Below are 19,900 nucleotides of genomic sequence, written 5' to 3' on the forward strand. Positions count from 1 at the left end.
TTCGGTGATGTATTGGCAGGCCAGCCGTCCGCCACCTTTTTCAGAAATAAACCGATACTCAATATGATGACAAACAGAAAACTTTGGGCACTCGCCCCCGTTCTTCTGACCCTATTTTTTTCGACAAGTTGTGTCACCCAAGGCAAATACGACCAACTTCTCAGCCAAAAGGAAGAAGTGGCTACGGAAAGCCAAGCCTGCGCAGAAGCCTTGGAAATCTCGGATGAGGAAAACCGAAAATTCAGGGCAAGGATAGAAGGCCTTGAGAAAGACACCGCCAGACTCGGCCCCTACGGACGAAAAAACGCGAGAGACCTTGCCAAACTCCGCAAGGAACACGCTTCATTGAACAGGCTGTATGATGACCTGATGAAAAACAGTGGTAAGCTGAACCAAAGCCTCCACGCCCAACAGCAACACCTTAACCAAACCCGCGCCGATCTGGAAAGCACCAGAGCCCAAAACGAGGAACTGGCCCGTGACCTTGCGCAAAGGGAGAAAAGGGTAAACGAACTTGAGAAAGTGATTCAGGCGCAAAAGCAGGCGGCTCAAGACCTTCAGGACAGAGTAGCTACCGCTTTGGGAAGTTTCGCCGAAAACGACATCCAAATCGAAAACCGAAATGGCGAAGTATACGTCTCGCTTTCCGACAAACTGCTTTTCGGATCAGGCAGCATCAAAGTGGACCCTAAGGGCATTGACGCACTCCAGAAGCTTGGGCAGGTGATCTCCCAGCAAGACAATTTCGAGATTGTCATAGAAGGCCACACCGACAATGTCGCCATCTCAAAACCTTCGAAATACATGCGCGACAACTGGGACTTGAGCGTTATCCGCGCCACATCGGTAGCCCGTATTCTGATTACCGAAGGTGTGGAACCGTCTTTTATCCATGCCCAAGGCCGCGGAGAACACCTCCCGAAAGCCGATAACGACAGCCCGGAAAATAAGCAACTCAACAGAAGAATCGAGATTATCCTCAAGCCAAGGCTCGCAGACTTTTACCAGATTTTGAACAAGCCTTCGTCTATCTAAAATTTATCTTGGTCTTAGGTATTACGTATTAGGTACTGTACCGATGATGAAACCTACTTTGGACACCAAAATCGGGGATTTATCCATTAAGGATTCCTAAAAATCAAAAATCCCGGAAACAGCTTATTGTCTCCGGGATTTTCATTTCCCTTTTAAGTTGAAGCCGTTGGCCAGAAATTTTCGGTTGTTCCGTCCCCCTCATCTTCATCCTCACTTTTTCTAAATTGTTTCCGGAGGTCCTCCAATCCATCTTTATCCGGTATAGTTGGCGTGTCCACTCCCATTCGCGTTTTCCAAACATCCAAAGATTTAGTTGTGGCCGCTCTTCTTTTCTGTGGTCCTGTAGCGGCGGAATCGTCATACCACTTTACTCTGGTTCTTTCCGGTTTCCCCAAAGATCTTGATCTTGGTCTGGAACTATCAGAACCATCTGTTTCCGTAATTCCTTTTGCGCTAAGTTCCCGACTAGTCACCACCTGTGTTCTAACAGTCGTTCCCGCTCTTTCCTTTTTCACGTGCAAAACCTCAAACGATCCATCCGCCCACTCTGGGGCTTCGGGATTGTATGTCGTAAAACTAGCTTTAGTGACTCTCGCTCCGTCATGGGTCATTGACTGTTGGAAATCCTCATCCTGAAAATCCGTCATATCTCTGGAATCCACTGACGCCGCAAATGATTCTTGCCGGCTTCCTGTCCGAACGACCACGAACTCGTCTTCCCTTGCTCTACGCTCCCGGTTTTCCCGTTCGGTAGCCATGGCCTGCTCTCTCCGTTCCGCTTTGGTCACCTCATCCTCATAAGCAAGGTGGTCCAACGCATTAATATAACCCCGCCCAAGCACCGCTTCGTCAGGCATAAGCGCCACTTCCCTGATTACCCGGCTATCCAAATCCTGGTAGGGCAAACCCATTTCTTTTCTTAATGAGTTAATTGCCTTCGGCACAAACTCATCCAGATTTAGCGCTACTTCATGGTTTCTGGAGTGGTAATATCTCGCTTCTATAACATCCAGTAGCGTTCCGGCATATTCCAATACCTCAGGAAACAACGTGTACATCCTGTTACGGTCGGGCCTGTCAGGCAAATTGACATACATAGAGGATGGACGGCGCCTTTTGGCTCTCATAAAAACTTGAGGCATTATGGTGCCTCTGGGTTCTTCCGGAAACAACGCAGCAAAACCGGCCACATTCCCATAGTCCATAGGTTGTGTTTGGGTCTGCCTTGCCCTCCTTTCACGATATGCGTTTATCGCCACACGAATCCAGTTACAACATCTACGCCTGCGAGGGGCTTCTTCAGGAACCGGCACAGGGTCTGTTGTCCCTTCTCCAGAACCTTCGTCAGGCCTTGTTATCTGCACTCTGTCATTGCCTCTGAAATGAGCCACCGGATATTCTTCCGGCTCCGCCGCCCGGCCTTGGTTTGACGCCGTATAGATATAATCAGGAAAAATACGGATACCTAGATCTTCCTCACCCAATGGCTTTGTGAGGAGCTCCAAAATCTTTTTGCCTGTCGGCAGATTCAGCAACTGGGCGTTAAGTGTCTGTATTCTGTAATAAAAATCAGGGTGATCAAATTCGGGAAATTCGTCCACATATCTGTCAATCATCGACTGTAGACGCGCTCCGCTGGTAGCACCCGCCCGGTCTCTCGACTGGAACAACTCTGACCAGCCTTCCGTTTGGAACCTTCTTGAATCGGGGACAATTAGTGTTTCCTCATCAGGAAGCTTTGAGCGCGGTTGCTCATCATCGCCTTCCTCCCGAACGGGTTGAATCGAATGCATCATACTCGCCTCCAACCCCTGCCTTCTTCTGGACGGCCTCATTCGTGAAGAAGCCGAGTATCTCGCCGAACGGCTTTCAGCCATCACTGTCTGAGCCCTTGTCCTTAACTTTTTGTCATAATCTGTTCTATGACCAGAAAAGGCGCCTCCCGCACGAGGCACTATCGGTTTTATTTCGGAAGCACTTTCTGTAGCTTGTTCCTCATCGTCGTGAATTAACGACAGGACCGTTTGCCTCTCATAAGTAATAACCCTCAGGCCGTAAGTTCCTTTCTCCTCATACTTGGCCGACAATAAGTCATCCCATAATCTCTGCCGCTCGTTTTGTCCCAGATTTACCCACGTATAATCCTCTAAATCCCGATCCTCTTCCGTCACCACCATCCCTTCCTCTTCCAATTCCATCTGATCATCGGGAACCCAGAAAGCGTAATGATTGTCAATTATTTCTTTTACCAGCTCATACCTTTCGTCTTCCACCTCATCCCAAAGCCTCATCATCGCTATTGTAAATCGGGGAATTGGGCCACGCCCCTCTTCAGGAAAAGGGTTGCGAGCTTGCCAAGAAAAAATCGCTTGCTCTATATTGTGAAGCGCCCGCATTTTGGCGTGCGCATATTCTTCGCCTGAAAAACCCCGAAGTCCTTGGTGATATCGGCGCAACATTTTTTCGATGGTAATAAACTCGGGAGCCTCCTCATACCGTTTACCGTCTTCGGTATGGGTCATTTCCAAAAATGCGGGCAGAGTCATCAAAGCCTGAATCGGCTCATTTTGAGGGATGGAAGCGGTCGATTGCGGACCGCTCCCCCTATATGACTTCTGTGTTTTCCGAGCTTTAAACATGGAGGCTTCTACGGCCACTCCCTACGCTATACCCGGCCGGCTGGCTAAGTCACGCTTTTCGAGTTCTTGCTCTTTGAGCACTCTCCGAAGAATCTTACCGACATTTGACTTCGGAAGATCCGTCCTGAATTCGATCTCTTTAGGGATTTTATATGCCGTCAGTTTGTCCTTGCAAAACTCCAACAACTCCTCTTTGGTTAGGCTTTCGTCCTTTTTTACCACGAAAACTTTTACCGCCTCGTTCGAACGCTCGTGCGGAATACCTATCGCGCCCACTTCCAATACTTTAGGATAAGAGGCCAAAACGTTCTCCACCTCGTTCGGATACACGTTGAAACCGGATACCAGAATCATCTCCTTTTTCCTGTCCACCAACTTAAAATACCCGTCCTCATCCACCGTTGCGATATCACCAGTGCGGAACCAGCCGTCTTCAGAAAGCACCTCGGTAGTTTCTTCCACACGGTTCCAATACCCGAGCATTACCTGCGGGCCACGAACACAAAGTTCTCCGTGTCCGCCCACTTCGGCCTCGGATCCGTCATCTTTGACAATTTTTACTTCGGTGCTTGGAAACGGCAACCCGATGGAGCCCATTCTGGCCGTTCCGTCAAGCGGATTAATCGTAACCCCCGGCGAAGTTTCCGTAAGTCCGTAAGCTTCCGAAAGCACACAGCCGGTTATTTGTTGCCATTTTTTCGCAACGGCGTCCTGAACCGCCATTCCTCCGCCCAGTGAGACTTTCAAAGACGAGAAATTTATGCTTGCGAAATCAGGATGATTCATCAAGGCATTGAACAGCGTATTTACCCCGCAAATCATATTGAACGGATTATCCTTCATTATTTTAATAAAAGCGGGAAAATCGCGTGCGTTCGGAACTAAAATATTAAGACCGCCAAGTTTGAAAACCAGAAGGCAATTGGCCGTCAAGGCAAAAATATGGTAAAGAGGCAATGCCGTAATAATCGACATGTCTTTCTCCCCCACCAACATCGGCGACAGCCAGGCGGCGCTCTGCTCCAAGGCGCCAATGATATTTCCGTGTGTCAGCATCGCCCCTTTCGAAACGCCAGTTGTGCCTCCCGTATATTGCAAGAAAGCGATATCGTCCCTTGAAGAACGATCGGCCGTAAATTTCTTCTTGGCGCCAAGCGCCAAGGCTTTGCGGAACGAGTAAGCTCCTTTTAGCTTAAAAGCCGGAACCATCTTCTTCACATATCGCACCGCAAAGTTCACGATATGTCTTTTCATTCCCTTCAGCATATCGCCAGTGCCTGTCACAATCACGTGCTCAGCAGGGATTTTATGTATGATTTTCTCAAGGTTATGAGCGAAATTCTCATAAATAAGGATAGCCTTTACGCCTGCGTCGGTAAACTGATGCTCCATCTCACGTGGCGTGTACAAAGGATTGGTGTTCACCACAACAAGGCCCGCTTTAAGCGCCCCGAACATCGCGACCGGGTACTGGATAAGATTCGGTACCTGAAGCGCAATCCGGTCACCTTTCTCAAGTTTCAGGTGGTTTCTGAGAAACGACGCAAAATTGTCGGTAAGAGTGTCAAGTTCGTTAAAAGTGATCCGATCCGCAAAACTTTGGTAAGCGGGCGCATCCCCAAACTTGGCGACAGTTTCCTGAAACAACTCCAGCATTGATCCGTAACGGTTCGGATCTATGGTTACCGGAACTCCTTTCGGATAATTTCCCAACCAAGGTTTTTTATCAAATATGCTCATAACGAATGGTGTTTAGATGTAGCGACAAATGACTGAAAAAGAGACAAATGAACTGTAAAACCCTTAATTCAGTCTCTAATTCAAGGGAACCGATTTTAAATTTTATATGTAAAATTTAATGCCAATCAGACGCAAAACATTATTAACGGATGATTATTCTTTTAAAATATTAAAATATCCTCAAAGTAAAAATTAAACAACCCGCTATCTAATCGGGAACCGGAGTTTCCTTTCAAGTTCCCAAAAGCCGGCACGTCCACACACATTCCCCGAACAGCGTCACGAGGCCGAAACTTTTGTATATATCAAAACAGTATCGGTCTTTTAATTCGCCACAAGGTTTGCCCTTGCCTTACAATGACTTATTTTTGCGGACTGATTACAATTCCCGCCAAAACCGGTTCATTAGGTTAACAACCCGGACAGGCGACAAAACCACAGGGCATCTCTTTGGGCAGACAACTCCCCAACGGAACGCAAGCCGGCTCCGCAAAGACGATTTCCAGAAAAATATAAGCGACGTGCTATTCGAAGATTTCAAACTTGGCAAATTCCTTCTTAGAGGATTGCAGGAAGCGGGCATCGAGGAGATGACCCCGATACAGGAAAAAACCATTCCGGCGGTAAGCGCTGGCAAGGACGTGCTGGGCATCGCGCCTACGGGCACGGGAAAAACAATTGCGTTTCTCTTGCCGGTGATCAGAAACCTCAATTACTCCAAAGAGGGAGCGCCAAGATGCCTGATCCTTGTTCCGTCAAAGGAATTGGTGATGCAAATCGCCGACGTGGCCGAAACGCTGACAAAATACATTAACCTTCGTATCACGAGGGCTTATGGTGGCGGTAGCAAAAAAGACCAGATCGCGTCTTTGGAAAACGGCACCGACATCGTGGTGGCGACTCCCGGCAGGCTCCAAGAGCTTATCGCTATCCGGGCTCTGAACCCACGCCATATCAAACACTTTATAGTGGACGAAGCCGACACCTTGATGGACCAAGGCTTTCTTCCGCAACTGAACTTGGTACTGGACAGCCTTCCTGAAAGACGCCAAAACCTGCTTTTCTCGGCTACGTTTACGCACGAGACTCAGGAAATCGCCAACTCGTTTATGAATAATCCGACCAAAATCGTGGTCGGAGAGATTAAGCCTCCGGCCAATATCAAGCAACAGGCCTACGACGCCGTAAATATAAAGACGAAGCTGAACCTGTTGGCCGACTTGCTAAACGACAGCGAGACGTTTACCAAAACGATCGTTTTTACCGAAAGCCGGAAGGTGGCCGACCGTACGCAGCAATTCCTCCACCACAGGCTATTTACCGGAAAGGCGCAGGTTATTCACTCAAACAAGACAGAGAATTTCCGTTTCCGCGCGATTGAGGAATTCAAAACCGGAGAAGCCACTGTTTTAGTCGCCACTAGCGTAGCGGCGAAGGGTATCGATATTGATGATGTGTCGCACGTAATCAACTTCGAGGTTCCCAAAGAATACGAAGAATACGTTCACCGTATTGGCCGGACAGGTCGTCAAGGAAAATACGGCGAAGCCATCACGCTTGTAGAGCCGGAAGAAATGCCCGACTTCGAAAACATCCAAGCGCTGACAGGCACCGTAATTCCGCTTATGCCTCTTCCCGAAGGGACAATGTTGGTGGAAATGGCACCTAGAAAACCAACTGCTGACAGGCACGGTAACTCCGTAAAGAAACACAAAGTCAAGGAAATCGAGCGCGGTCCAGCTTTTCATGAGAAAAAAGACAAAAACAAAAAGACCAACCAAAGGGTAAAAGCCATGCCTCATTTGAGCGCCAAAGCGAAAAAGTCTTTGGGGTTGAAATCGAACGGACGCCCAAGAAAACGAAGAAAATAAGGAAGCGAAAGCTATCTAGAACCAAAATCAGGTGAGGAAAATCGAATTTTTCTCGCCTATTTTTTGAAAACTGACGAAAATCATGAAGCGAAAACAGGGTTTGTTTTACGATTTTTTCAAAAACACGAAGTCGCACTTTTATTTCGGAAATTTCACACAACAAGCAACCGCAAGAAGATTTTTCAACAATAACGATATAGAGTTCCGCCACTTTTTCAATGGCCAAATTTTCTTAGGAAAGAACCCCGAAAAGGAACGTTTTCAATTTCATCAAAAAGGCCCTTTTTAGGCCAAAAAAGCAAGATTTTGACACTAAAACACCCCTAACTGTAAAAGTGATTCAGGGTATTTCCTCGCATATTCCGTTAGCCTACCTTTGTATTGTCAGCTGAGGGATACAAACCTTCTGGCCGACAAAGTCGAAGAGTAATTTTTCCCTGTGTTCACCTTAATGACAAGGGGGTGCCTATGAAACGTGTTACATTCTTATTGGCTTTTATGGTAGCGGTTTTCGCATCGAATATCGCAGCCAAGGCGGACGAACTCAAGCGCGAAGACTTCAATGTCGAGAGCATGACGGTTTCGTTCTCAGAAGACAGACAGATGATTGTCCTTGACCTGAACAAAGGTTCGGTCAAAGCACAAGGGTATCATACCTCAATCGACCTTTCACGGATGGATGTTCTGGAATATCGGACACGTGTCATGCGCTACTTCGGTGGCCTGTTAGCTTCTTCCGACCGCCCCAAGACGATCCGCGTGATTGCGAAAGAAAAGGTTTTTGAAACGGCATTCGACAGAAAGAATGTCAGCGATATTGTCAAGCTGTTTGACAGCTGAGAATATTTTTACGCTTATCTCAACAGACGCAAAAGCCTTCCATTTCATGGAAGGCTTTTTCTCTTTTCAAGAACCTTTAGTTTGGGTCCGGGTCAAAATTAATACGAATACCCTTAAACTGTTTCCTTTCGGCTTTTATCACCTCGGCCTGTTCCCGCATAAAAGCTTTCACCTTTCCGAGTTTCACCCCGGTTCTCTCTATCCGGACCAGTACCTCCCGCAAGTACTGATTCCTGATTTTCGAAATCACCGGTTCATGGGCGTTAGAGACTCTCGACGGCCTCAATTTCTCCTTTAAAAGCTGGGAATAGAACGAAGCAGCCCGCTCGCACACTTTCGGATCCTCGCTCTTGAACACAACCCGAATCAGCCTAAAAAACGGAGGGTAACGGAACATCTCACGTTCCTTGATCTCAGAAGCGTAAAGATCCTCAAAGTCTCCGTACACGACCTGTCTCAACGTTTCCTGATCGGGATTAGCGGTCTGGATTACCACCATTCCTTCCCGGTCTGCCCGGCGGCCCGCTCTACCGCTTACTTGGGTGATCAATTGGTAAGCCCTCTCATGGGCCCTGAAATCCGGAAAGTTCAGCATCCTATCGACGCCGAAAACACCGACCAAACTAACGTTTCCAAAATCAAAACCCTTGCTGACCATCTGCGTACCGAGAAGAATATCGATCTCCCCTTCCGAAAATTCCCTGATTATAATCTGGTAACTATGCTTCCCCTTGGTTGTATCCAGGTCCATTCGCCTGACCCTGGCCTCCGGCAAAAACAAATTGGCTTCCTCTTCAAGCTTTTCCGTACCAAAACCGACTGTCCGCATTTCGTTTGATCCGCATGCGGGGCACGTTTTGGGAACTCCCTGCCGATGTCCGCAGTAATGGCACAGAAGCTCGTCTCTATACATATGATAAGTCAGACTCACGGAACACTGCGGGCATTCGGGAATATGTGCACATTCGTCACAAGACATATAAGGCGAATAGCCTCGGCGGTTTTGGAACAAGATGACTTGCTCTTTGCGACCCACCGTTTCATTGATCTTTTCTAATAAAACGGAAGTGAACTCACCCTTTAGGGTTTTCTTTTTCCGTTCCAGTCTGGTGTTGGCAAATACAATCGAAGGCATCTGGGCGTCACCAAACCTCTTGTCCAGTTTTACCAATCCATAAATACCTTTTTTGGCCAAATAATACTGCTCCACAGACGGCGTGGCCGAGCCTAGCAAAATCTTGGCGTGATGTTTCTTAGCCAAAACCATCGCGGCGTCAACCGCATTGTATCTTGGAGCGGGATCGTATTGCTTAAAAGAATTCTCATGGCACTCGTCCACCACAATTAATCCAAGGCTATCAAAGGGCAGAAAAACGGAGGAACGAACGCCCACCACAATCTGGAAACGGCCACTCAACACCCCTTTCCAAACCTCGACCCTTTCATTATCGGAAAATTTGGAATGATAAACGCCTAGACGATCTCCAAAAAAACGTTTCAAACGATTAACAATCTGGCCCGTCAACGCAATCTCGGGCAAAAGATAAAGCACCTGACCGCCACCATCCAATACGTGCTGAATCAGCTCCATATAGATTTCGGTCTTTCCACTACCCGTTACGCCTTTGAACAAAACGACATCCTTGGACTCAAAGGCCGTAAGTATTTCCCCTTTTGCTTTCGCCTGTTCTTCGGACAGTTCAAACTCAGTGTCCGAATCACTGGAGCCTTCCGCAAGCCGTGAGACCTCCTGATCAAACAATTCGAAAACTCCCTGCTTTTCCAAGGTCTTAAGAGACGATACCGAAACTCCGGCCGCCTCCAGATCTTTTTTCTTTATGCCCTGCTCATTAACGGTTTTATCCTGAAAAACGGGAATCTTCTGAAGGTAGCGCAAAAGGACATTCAGTTGCTTGGGCTTCTTCTCCAGTTTCGCCATCAAGACTTCAAGGCTTTCTTCGCTTAAATAATCGGCGGATAAACGGACCCGCTTCTCAAGCATCGGTTTGTACTTCTCCTTAAGGCTCTCGAAAACGATGATCGCCTCTTTCTCCAATAAACCTTTTATGATATGGTAAATAGACTTGACTGAAAGACGCTCTGCTACTTCGGAGAAAGACATATGATCGTTCTCCTTCAGCATCTCCATCAGCATGGATTCCTTCTCCTTCAACTCAAAAGTTGTGGCTTCTAGATCAAAATCGGGATGCGCCTGTACTCTGGACTCGCTGCTGATTTTCAAACCCGAAGGCAAGGCAACCGTCAGCACCTCTCCGGCGTGACACATATAATATTCGGCCACCCATTTGAAAAAATCGAGCTGAATCTCTGTAACCATCGGTTGCTCATCGAGCACTTCATAGATATACTTGGTCCGATATTCCGGCACTTTAGCATGCACATTCGCTACAATACCCGTAAGTACCTTCGACCTTCCGAAAGGAACGACAACTCTAAGGCCCTTACGCATGTATTCCGCTAATTCAAAAGGAACCCGGTACGTAAACGTATTCGGCACTGCCGCCGGTAATATCACATCAGCAAAAAAGGTCTCTCTTTCCGTCATATCGCCTGGATTGTACCAAGCGAAGATGCTTAAAAAATCATTCTAATAAAAGACTCACAGCGCTTCGCAATAATCGTAAGCGAACACTAAATTTTCGACTAAATACTCCGATCTCATCGCATCCAATGAGCTATAACCCATTTTATGTGGGTAAGCGTTATAAAATGTCCAACCTCTCAGCACGTTGCCTTGTCCGTCAGTAAGCTGGACCGTGATTGTTTTCGGCTCGATTGGTGTTCCGAAATCGGCGCTCAAAGTTTCCGTACACCATTGGGTCAAAGCCGAGTCATCTGGCAACACGCCTCTTTTCAATTCCAGATCAGGATGCGTCACTGGCATAGGCAACGAATGTTTGTATCCATTCAGCCCTCCTTCGCGGACTTCCAGTTTGCCATCCCGCTCCCATTCAATTCCGCTTAATTGCTGAAACATCCCGTCTGAGGTACCGTTGATTCCGTCAATGCTTACAGTAAAGAAAAACGAGGTAATTGGATATGGTCTTTCCGATTCCGCCATATTTTCTAAAATTTTAAGGTTGATAAAAAAAGAGAAACATAGAAATGCTTCTCTTTTTTAGATGTAGAGATATGGAGAACTTACTCTCCTCCGCTAGTGTCGCCAGGCAACAATACCTGCTGGCACTGGATGGTAAGCGTCTCCATGGCGGCGCCGCTTCCCATAGCGTCAAGATCCGATGGTTTCCAACTTGTCGGAAACGCTTCGGCAAGACGAAACACACCAATGTCGACAGGGTTACCCGCTTCGTCAAGCATTGATATTGTTATCATCTGACGTGCGATAGTGTTGGCCTTGGCCCCATTCCACCATTCCAAAAGTTCCTTTTTATCCGGACGGAAGGGTCTCTCACACGTTATAGTAGCACCCTTTGGCCTACCAGGCATAACCTGAGTAGTTCCAGTAGGGTCGTCACCTGTTCTCATTTCAACAGTTTCCCGGGAAGCTTCCAAACCGCTGATTTTCGTAAAACCAACAGCTTCGGACAGTGCGTCGCACTCCATCTTAAAATTAAAGGTCTGGAGTGCCCATTCATTCGAACTTTGCGAATCACCAGTATCGGACATGATTCAGTCTATTTTTTGGGTTAAAAAAACTAATAACTAACCAAAAGGACGGATCTGATTACTCTTCACCACCTTCACTGCCACCCGCCGCATCAGCGCCAGCCATTTGCTGCTGGAAGGTGATCACGATAAACTCAGCAGGTCTTGCGATAGCTACCTTCACGGTTATTCTCATTATTCCGTCAAGAATATCCGTGGCGGTCATCGTAGAACCGAGGCCAACCTGCACACTAAACGCTTCCGTAGTGGAATTGCCTGTCAAAATTCCAGAAGTCCAGAACTTGTTAAGGGCATTGGCGATAGTAGAGGTTACGCTGTTCCAAGTAGACGGAGTGTTTGGTTCAAACACGAATCTCTCGGCTCCGTTCTTGATCGTCTGCTCAATGAAAAGCAAAGTCCGACGTACGTTAACATAGCGCCAGTCTTGGCTGTTACCGTCCAAAGTACGAGCTCCCCATACCAAAACACCTTTGCCAGGGAACGGCCTGATAGCGTTTACGGCTTTACCATCCAACGGCAAGTTCAGGTCCTCCTGCATCTTGCTGGTGATGTTAACCGTAGGAGAAACAACAGCTCCGAGGCTAACATTTGCTGGAGCCTTCTGGATTCCAGACACCTTGTCAACCATAGAGTAAACACCGGCCATCGCAGCCGCTGGGGCCATAACGTTCACGGAGTGACGAATGTCGCTAAGAACTTGCTTGTACAGTGGGGAAATCGCCAAAAGCGTGTTGTGAAGATTCTTCACGTTAGCGTCATCGCTAGTCAACTGCTGGAAAATTTCCTGCATCGCGGCTGACTTGCTTTCATCAAGCTTACCCGCCTCTACAGCGGCTGTAACATTCGCAGTCAAAATCGACACCAACCCGTCAGGGTTCGCCAAATTGGTAAAATCCAACTCATCCGACTTTACAATCGTGGTATTCAACCATGGATAGTAAGTCGCTCCAAAATCGAGGAAGTTCGTGCCTATTCCATTACGGAACTTCTTGATAACGTCCTCGTCGTCCATTGTGCGAGGCTGGTCACCACCGAAAACCTCCAGCAAGGCCACTCTGCTTTTCGTGTCTTTGCCACAGTGCATCAGGAATTGCTGCTGAAGGGAATTGAAATCCTCCTCGGCCAAAAGCAATGAATCCGGAGCCAAAAGCATCGTCGGCTCAGGCTCGCGGAGCAATGCCTGCAAACCGCCAGCAGTCTCTTCGCCAGTAAAGTCAGCGGACTTCACCTCAGAAGAATAATCACCCAAAGAAACAATGTAGCAGGAACCGCCACCGTTGGCGTAAAACAACCTCAAACTGTTGTAAAGCTTAAAGTCAGTCGCTTTGTCCACCTCTAGGGTGTAACCTCCGCCTTCGCCCGCAGCGATCGTGTGCTTGATTTTAGGAGCGCCACCGAACAGTTGGTGATACTCGCTAAGGGACGAAATTTTTGTGGGAACATTCAAGAGGGACTTGCTCCCCCGAGCGGCTTTTTCGGTGTACCCCAAAAACGCCGGCATTGCAGTCGCCACGGGAACAACAGAGGTCGAAAACGCACTCTTCTCTTCCACATAAACGCCTGGTGTTGATAATACTTGCGCCATAATTTACTTTTTAATAGCTGCTTGAATTTAGAGTAAATCACTACTGGCCTTGGCTTGGGCCATGTCGCTGGGAGAACTTTTCCCTCACTCTACTGACCATTTTGCCATAACCATACCAAAACATGCAATCCAGAATCAAAAAGATATTTTTTTAATCTTTTTTTCAACTTGTAATCAGACAGTTAGTGCATTTCAACAAGCTTGCCAGAAATCGATTCAGACATAAACATATACTGTCGAAAACACATTTTTTTCTTCGCCTACCCTTTCGCACTTAAGCTTTTCGCATTCGGGCCGGGGCAGTTCCATCGCCACTCGTCTTTTGGTCCTTTCGTTGAGCCAAAACATCTCTAATGTCACTACCAAATCATCAAATTCCCTAATGGACCTTCGTCCTTCTGACCGGAATTCCTTCGCCTCTATTCCGTTTACCAGCTTTACTAATTTGTGCTCGCCGAATTTCACGTCGGACCATTCCGGAACATTAATCTGCATTTGATCAAACTTCCCTCTTGTATCCACAATCCGGTAGCGCCATTCTACTGCTCTTCCTTCTATCCTAAAATCGAAAACCGATGGAGACACATCTTCTTCTAGCATATCCCGTTCCAAAACCACTTTAACCAAGCCCCAAACACGAAATCCGTATTTTTTTAATTCACTGACATATTCATGCGTAAGAAGCTGTTCGGTATCGTCACCTTCGTAAAATTCCGGTAATGTGGCTTTTTTGTGAGAAAACGTGATAGCTCCACTTTCCACCTCATTCGGTTCAAAATAATGGTACTCCGTGGAGGTTCTTAATTCCAATTTGCTCACCATATCCATATATGGTTGAACGTCCTTGAAGTAGAAATACAGTTCCAATGGATTCCTGTCAAGTGTCGTTTTCAACACATCTAGCTTTGCGGATTCCATACACAGCCTTAAACCATAAGGATACCTTTTCACAAAGATTCCATGTTGCTTCATCAACTCCGAAGATTGAAAAACCGGTTCCAAAACCATATCATCTCCAACATAACGGTTATAGTATCCGTGAAAGAGTCGAATTTCGCAAATACCCTTATACATGGCTTAGTTCTTTTCTGATAGCCCTGTGATCTCGAATCCAGTAACTCCCGGAATTTCATCATAGATCATATTGTCTCTGAAGCTCAACATCTGAACTTTATACAAAACAGACGGCACATATTTAGCCCCCATCATTCCCCATAAATGACTTATTTCGTTCATTTCAAGAGTTACCATATCGAATGACAAACGCTCAGCATTCTTCGTAAGTCGCGGGGTATTGTTCGGGGTGAAAACAGATTTCCTTTGGAAAAAAGAGATTACATAGGAGATTATCTTCAATGATTCAGGATAGTTCTTTCCCGAAAAATGAGCCGAGAATAATACTTTCAAATTCAGGTTAATATACGGGCGACTTTCTCCGTAAGCATTACCGATCTGCATGTGTCCAGAACGGGACGCCCTTGAGGATTGGTCCTCTTCGATATTAACCAAAGTGCAAACCAGTTTATTTGTCCCTTCAAAAGCCACTCCGCCGTCTTGGTTCACAAGATTCGAAACAATAACTTTCGCCTCCTCGAAGTCAAAATTGTTTGCGAGGTAGTTGTTTAACTCGCCCGCAATCACCGGAACTACATTGTGAATCATGGTTTGCTTTTTTCCGTTTCTTTGACGGGAGGAGATACCACCCCGATTATCGCAAAACGTACAATTCTGATCACGTAAATACTGATCATTCCTATCACATAACCGATTATAAACAGTTGCGAAAAAAAGACTCGCTCATCTACTGTCGGTTGCTCGCCTTGGGTTGTCAAGTCCAATAGTTCAAGAAACAAAAACGCCACCGGAACCGCGCCTATCAAGGCTCCCAGCAACCACAAAATCTCTTTGGCGATTCTCTGTTTCATAACAATAACTTACCAAATTTCCAGCCGGAAAGATGTTCTTCAAACCCTATCGTCCCAAATCTGGGTAACTCGATATTTTATTTTAAACGGATCTCCGTTCTTTTTCAATCCATAGTGGGAAGCGGTCCCCAATTCTAGAGAGAAATCCTTCACGTCCCCTACCCAACGCGCTTTTATCCGGTTCATAAACCAGCCGAAATATGACTGGTTGATATTCACTTTGCTCTTTGACTTCCCAAAAGCACACAAAGCGACAATATGAGCCAAAGCGTATTTCCCCCTTCCTTCTCCAGCGCCAACTCGGGCCACAATCTCAAAAGCGACGCAACGGTCCATATTCACCAAAATCGGATGCCAACGCCCATCTGCCGGAACTTCGCCTTGCAGGTATGTGCCCGTTCGCCCTTTCATGCCAACCCAGCCGTTTACGTCCAGGTCATATTTGGGAGCGATTGTCCTAATTCCAATTCCACCGCCCTCTTTCAAAAACAGGGCGCTTTCCATTTTCCCCAAATCGTTAATGCTTAACCCTTCGGCATCTTTACTGGGATTAATCGCCAAATTCCATTTTGGGCCTTTATCTCTGATACTGCGAAAGAAGCTCAACAAATTGGACGAAGAACCTTGGGGAGAAAGCTGTAAGCCATCCTCCAGACTTTTCGCAAAACCGTCGTCAACTTTATTAACAGTCGATTCGATTAGGCTGGCAAAATGTACTTCCGAAGGCAATTGCCCTTTGCGGAAGAAATTCTTAAGCGTCTTTCTGTTCAAGATCGCCATAGGCTACACATTAATCGTTATCTGTGTGAATTCATCGGGATCTTCAGTCGGTTTATTTTCCTTTCCTCGGATTCCCAACTCATCATCGTCCTCCCGATCCTCTACGACAAAATCGACGTCGAATTCCATATTATCCAAAGCCGAGGCCGTAGGGAGTTCATGTATTGTTTTTTCAATAACTCGAATATCGTGCCGGGCCACAGGCATCAGAATCGAAGCAGGCGAAGAGGCCTTCATTTTTTTCGATAAACCCAGATCTGTCGCCGAATCTTTCTTTATCGTTTCGTTCTTTTCATTTTTATATAAATGAATTACCGAAAAACCTGTTACAAAACGGACATAAGACAAGCTTTCCAAATACCTCAGGAGGTGTTCCAACTCAAAGCTTCCGCCTAACCCAACCCCTTCACGTTCGCCATAAAGCCACGGACAGAAATATTGATAAATATCCTCATTAAGCCTGCTGATATTATATCCATCCGACTGTCTTTCTTCTCCGGGATTATCTTCAAAAACGACTCTACAACTAACCTTAACCCTTTCGAAAATTGGATTCATAGTTCTTATTGTCGCAAAAGGAGAACTGACCCGGGAAAGGAATTTCCTCACCGTTTCCAATCTTGCGAAATCCAATCGAGGTTCGTAGAATTTATCATTCGTTTCCACAACCGGAAACAAGACCATGCACAGTTGTTTCGATCCGACCAAAGACGGAGCCGTACTATGCGTAAGGCAACGCACTTGACTGATATCTTGGAAATTTTCTAAAACTAATCGCTCAAAATCCCACCCTGTAAGCGCTCTGTTTTTATGTCTTAGCCTCTCACTCACTCTTGCGTAAAAATCACGGTCACTTTCCGGTGATTTCCCTCCGAATGAATCAAACGGCTGCTCGACGAATCTTACTTCCGGTATTCCTGTTTGGAATGAACGGATAGTTTTCGCTTTTATATGCTCTTTCCAATTCCCTTTACCGTTTAACGTCCCTTTCCAATCAGCTTTTACTCCTTGAGCCGCAACCAAAACGGTATCGGAAAGGGTATGAACATCGCCTGAAGCAACTACTCGAATCCAATGCAAACCATTTGGCATTGACGTATTCTCTTTTCCAAAACTTTTCGGTAGCCGAAGCTCCACAATTCCTGAAGTAGTAAAACCTTTTGTAGAATCAGCTACGATATCCCTCTGCCCAAAGTCAAACCAATCCTCATTATCAAGATATTGCCACACAAGCCTCGGGCGTATCCCGTTTCCTCCTGAACGAAGGCGTTTTCTTAATTCGAAATAAATCGATGCGGTTTGGTCTTTCCCGGCGCCACTTAATCCGATAAACAAATAGCCGTCAGCCGTAAATTGCGGAACTATATGCCTATTGCTAACCTTCCCCTTGTCAAATACAAACTGATGGCCAAAAGGCGTAATATGAGCGACTTGCTCATGCTTATTATATGTTTTCTGCAAGGTATTTTGTGCAGAAAAATAAATTGTTGTGGAGGCTGAATAATCGAGACTTAGATCGCTTACATAAGGCAAGAAAGGCTGTTTCGGCAAAGCCATCTTTCCTCTTCCCTTTTTTGAAGAAAAGAAAGTCTTGAAGTTTTTTTCTACAGAATCGGTAACCGTATTCGCATAAAGCGACGGGTAAATCTCATGTCCAAAAGCCATGGATGGCTCAATAAGCTCGAATTTCAGAAACCCGGTTTTAGTGGATGTCGTATATTCAGGAATTTCATCCAATTCCGGATTTTTTCTTATACTTAGCTTATCTACCGAAATGTTACTTAAGGTCTTTGTATCGCTTAACGTTCCGTCCTCTTTTGTTTCAAAAAGCCCATAAACCAAATCATCATCGTTGGCTTCGGGAAGAAATTTATAATCGGAAAGGGCTTTTACCGAAACTTTAAAAGAATCGTTATCCACGTCTTTTCCATATTCTTTAAAATAGGTTTCGAATCCGCCGTGTTCAGAAGGAAGGTTACTCCATTTAATATTCAAATTAATCCCGTTCAAGTCTTTACTGAATAACTCCGGATTCCCGACCAACATATAAGAATCAATATGTGGGGAAGTCCCGAACGGGTAAAAAGATTTCGACACGTCAACTCGCCCTCCTTCATTATAAACCAATAGATTTTTACTTCCTTTTATATCGACATCGATCGTGATTTCCTCCACAAGAAGATCACTGAAAAACGAATACGGATACATTGCGTTTTCATTTCCCAAAATGACTTTAACAGCGGGCCTTGACAGTTTTATATCCGTTTCCAAATCTTCCGGTAGACGAACTAATGGAGAATCAGATGGACTTAACGTAAATACAATCCCTATTTCACCCGAAAGCCAATCTTTTGGCGGAACGATATCACATTTCTTAACCTTGGCCCAGCCTTCAACACTTGTATAATACAAAGTCAAACTATGCCCCAAGAGCTTATGAAAAGCATCATAGACACTTACTCCTTCCTGAGTCACCACATCATCCAGAATATCGACCAAGGCGGACATTGATCTAAGATTGAACCTTAACCTCAGGTGCACCGTTCGGACCCCGTCTTGAAGCAATAAAACGGGAGATGAAACAATAAAGCCTAATTCCGCATCAGACATAGTACGCTCCGCTTCGGAAAGGCCGTACTGTTCTTCTCCGAAAGTAGGCCAACGTCGAGGATCTGAGAAAGCTGGGCCTTCACCTTTGATCGAATTCGCTATAGGCGAGGCATATACGTTTGAAACTATCCTATATTTATTGTCGCTAAACGCAAAGTTTCTGTTTTTGCTTACAAACAGTGTTTTAAGCTGCTCTACCCTCACCCTATTAAGCTCAATGCTTCTAGAAAGCTGATAATAGTTTACCGATCCGTCTTTGTTTGTATCGGCTGGAAACAGAAGGCCTTCGGGAAGTTCACAAGTCTGGAATTGGTCTGCCAATTCCATAACCAAATGAACAGAATCCGGCTTAGACGGCGACAGATTCTCCCCTAAAAGCTCTTTATAGTAATATTCTAAATGTTTTTCGGTAAATGAATTCAGCTTAGTCTTAACATGACTAAAAAGCTTGATGAATGTAATCAACAATGCGATGTCGGGACTATGTTTGCCATTTTGAGACAGCGTCTCGACTAATAACTTTTCGGAGGTACTGACTGTATATGTAATCGTTTGAAAAAGCTCATCGTAAATTAAGTGAAGGTCATTGATAAACTCCGTTAATAGGCTATCCAGCTCTTCAGGCTCTTCCTCTTCATCACTTTTAACGACCTCCCTATCGCTAAATATCCAAATCTGATTTAAAGAGCTTGTAAGCGATAATACTTTAACACCCAAAACACCTTGTTCTGCCAATGTTTCCATTTGAGCCTGAAAGGTTTCGTACGTTCTGGAAAGACTGAACTTTATCGCATTATATAAGCCTCCATTAAGTTTACTTTCATAATCATCCTTAAATTTTCTGGACCTCAGATACCATCTGTCCAACAATTGGAAAAGCTCCGAAACAAAACTATACAACTCGGAAAGCCTTTGTCTTTTTTCGTCTTCGTCCTCATCCCCACTCAAATTCCCGCTTAACTTTGCCCACCTGTTTTCCAATCCTTTTATATCAGTCGAAAGGATTTCCGAGAAAAGGACTGCCGAATCCGATTTAAAGAAGAAGGACCAGTCTCCGTCGATCTTATTTTTTGAATTATAATAATTTATGTTTTCGGAAAGAACTCTTAAATAGAGTAGAAAATCAGTCAGATTACGCTCATCTGGCAAGATATAGTCAGGGGCAATAGCTCGAACCATGCGATGTTCCCGCATGGTCCCGTTTGATTCACTGATATACCCCTTGCT

At 45.7% G+C, this 19,900-nt stretch carries 14 protein-coding genes; 3 read left to right on the plus strand and 11 right to left on the minus strand.

Annotated elements, in window-relative coordinates; genetic code table 11:
- Nucleotides 1–63 precede the first annotated feature (63 nt).
- The gene (locus AABK39_RS11930; RefSeq protein ID WP_338391580.1) at nucleotides 64–1,035 is read left to right on the plus strand and encodes an OmpA family protein; all 972 of its coding nucleotides are present in this window, start codon (nucleotides 64–66) and stop codon (nucleotides 1,033–1,035) included.
- Between the two features lie 152 nt (nucleotides 1,036–1,187).
- On the opposite strand, the gene AABK39_RS11935 is transcribed toward AABK39_RS11930, so the two are convergent.
- On the minus strand, nucleotides 1,188–3,674 hold the full coding sequence (locus AABK39_RS11935) for a hypothetical protein (protein WP_338391581.1): 2,487 nt from the start codon (nucleotides 3,672–3,674) through the stop codon (nucleotides 1,188–1,190).
- Nucleotides 3,675–3,695: 21 nt separating this feature from the next.
- Nucleotides 3,696–5,414: an AMP-binding protein gene (locus AABK39_RS11940; RefSeq protein ID WP_338391582.1), complete on the minus strand. Its 1,719-nt coding sequence runs from the start codon at nucleotides 5,412–5,414 to the stop codon at nucleotides 3,696–3,698.
- Between the two features lie 368 nt (nucleotides 5,415–5,782).
- Between AABK39_RS11940 and AABK39_RS11945 the strand changes: the two genes are divergently transcribed.
- Nucleotides 5,783–7,285: a DEAD/DEAH box helicase gene (locus AABK39_RS11945; protein WP_338391583.1), complete on the plus strand. Its 1,503-nt coding sequence runs from the start codon at nucleotides 5,783–5,785 to the stop codon at nucleotides 7,283–7,285.
- Between the two features lie 468 nt (nucleotides 7,286–7,753).
- Entirely contained in the window at nucleotides 7,754–8,125 is a 372-nt protein-coding gene (locus AABK39_RS11950; RefSeq protein ID WP_338391584.1) for a hypothetical protein, read from the plus strand.
- A gap of 76 nt (nucleotides 8,126–8,201) precedes the next feature.
- Here AABK39_RS11950 and priA read toward each other — a convergent pair whose 3' ends face one another.
- The 9 genes from priA to AABK39_RS11995 form a co-directional block, all read right to left on the minus strand.
- On the minus strand, nucleotides 8,202–10,691 hold the full coding sequence (priA, locus tag AABK39_RS11955; protein WP_338391585.1) for a replication restart helicase PriA: 2,490 nt from the start codon (nucleotides 10,689–10,691) through the stop codon (nucleotides 8,202–8,204).
- Between the two features lie 54 nt (nucleotides 10,692–10,745).
- Entirely contained in the window at nucleotides 10,746–11,207 is a 462-nt protein-coding gene (locus AABK39_RS11960; protein ID WP_338391586.1) for a phage tail protein, read from the minus strand.
- 80 nt (nucleotides 11,208–11,287) lie between these two features.
- Entirely contained in the window at nucleotides 11,288–11,773 is a 486-nt protein-coding gene (locus AABK39_RS11965) for a phage tail protein (protein WP_338391587.1), read from the minus strand.
- 58 nt (nucleotides 11,774–11,831) lie between these two features.
- A complete protein-coding gene (locus AABK39_RS11970) occupies nucleotides 11,832–13,358 on the minus strand; it encodes a phage tail sheath family protein (RefSeq protein WP_338391588.1) in 1,527 nt (508 codons plus the stop codon).
- Nucleotides 13,359–13,574: 216 nt separating this feature from the next.
- Entirely contained in the window at nucleotides 13,575–14,432 is an 858-nt protein-coding gene (locus AABK39_RS11975) for a hypothetical protein (protein ID WP_338391589.1), read from the minus strand.
- A gap of 3 nt (nucleotides 14,433–14,435) precedes the next feature.
- Complete coding sequence (locus tag AABK39_RS11980) at nucleotides 14,436–15,020, minus strand: DUF4255 domain-containing protein (RefSeq protein WP_338391590.1); 585 nt, start codon at nucleotides 15,018–15,020, stop codon at nucleotides 14,436–14,438.
- On the minus strand, nucleotides 15,017–15,283 hold the full coding sequence (locus AABK39_RS11985; protein ID WP_338391591.1) for a hypothetical protein: 267 nt from the start codon (nucleotides 15,281–15,283) through the stop codon (nucleotides 15,017–15,019). Before AABK39_RS11985 ends, AABK39_RS11980 begins: the two co-directional genes overlap by 4 nt.
- Before the next feature lie 39 nt (nucleotides 15,284–15,322).
- Nucleotides 15,323–16,063: an adhesin gene (locus AABK39_RS11990; protein WP_338391592.1), complete on the minus strand. Its 741-nt coding sequence runs from the start codon at nucleotides 16,061–16,063 to the stop codon at nucleotides 15,323–15,325.
- A gap of 3 nt (nucleotides 16,064–16,066) precedes the next feature.
- Complete coding sequence (locus AABK39_RS11995) at nucleotides 16,067–19,867, minus strand: baseplate J/gp47 family protein (protein WP_338391593.1); 3,801 nt, start codon at nucleotides 19,865–19,867, stop codon at nucleotides 16,067–16,069.
- Nucleotides 19,868–19,900: the final 33 nt, after the last annotated feature.

This window comes from Fulvitalea axinellae, from assembly GCF_036492835.1.
GTDB classification, from domain to species: domain Bacteria; phylum Bacteroidota; class Bacteroidia; order Cytophagales; family Cyclobacteriaceae; genus Fulvitalea; species Fulvitalea axinellae.

Excerpts from the sequence above, each read along its gene's own strand:
- AABK39_RS11990 (WP_338391592.1), bottom strand. The coding sequence starts at position 16,063 with ATGGCGATCTTGAACAGAAAGACGCTTAAGAATTTCTTCCGCAAAGGG.
- AABK39_RS11940 (WP_338391582.1), bottom strand. The coding sequence starts at position 5,414 with ATGAGCATATTTGATAAAAAACCTTGGTTGGGAAATTATCCGAAAGGA.
- AABK39_RS11950 (WP_338391584.1), top strand. The coding sequence starts at position 7,754 with ATGAAACGTGTTACATTCTTATTGGCTTTTATGGTAGCGGTTTTCGCA.
- AABK39_RS11930 (WP_338391580.1), top strand. The coding sequence starts at position 64 with ATGATGACAAACAGAAAACTTTGGGCACTCGCCCCCGTTCTTCTGACC.
- AABK39_RS11960 (WP_338391586.1), bottom strand. The coding sequence starts at position 11,207 with ATGGCGGAATCGGAAAGACCATATCCAATTACCTCGTTTTTCTTTACT.
- AABK39_RS11980 (WP_338391590.1), bottom strand. The coding sequence starts at position 15,020 with ATGATTCACAATGTAGTTCCGGTGATTGCGGGCGAGTTAAACAACTAC.
- AABK39_RS11935 (WP_338391581.1), bottom strand. The coding sequence starts at position 3,674 with ATGTTTAAAGCTCGGAAAACACAGAAGTCATATAGGGGGAGCGGTCCG.
- priA (WP_338391585.1), bottom strand. The coding sequence starts at position 10,691 with ATGACGGAAAGAGAGACCTTTTTTGCTGATGTGATATTACCGGCGGCA.
- AABK39_RS11975 (WP_338391589.1), bottom strand. The coding sequence starts at position 14,432 with ATGTATAAGGGTATTTGCGAAATTCGACTCTTTCACGGATACTATAAC.
- AABK39_RS11995 (WP_338391593.1), bottom strand. The coding sequence starts at position 19,867 with ATGCGGGAACATCGCATGGTTCGAGCTATTGCCCCTGACTATATCTTG.
- AABK39_RS11985 (WP_338391591.1), bottom strand. The coding sequence starts at position 15,283 with ATGAAACAGAGAATCGCCAAAGAGATTTTGTGGTTGCTGGGAGCCTTG.
- AABK39_RS11970 (WP_338391588.1), bottom strand. The coding sequence starts at position 13,358 with ATGGCGCAAGTATTATCAACACCAGGCGTTTATGTGGAAGAGAAGAGT.
- AABK39_RS11965 (WP_338391587.1), bottom strand. The coding sequence starts at position 11,773 with ATGTCCGATACTGGTGATTCGCAAAGTTCGAATGAATGGGCACTCCAG.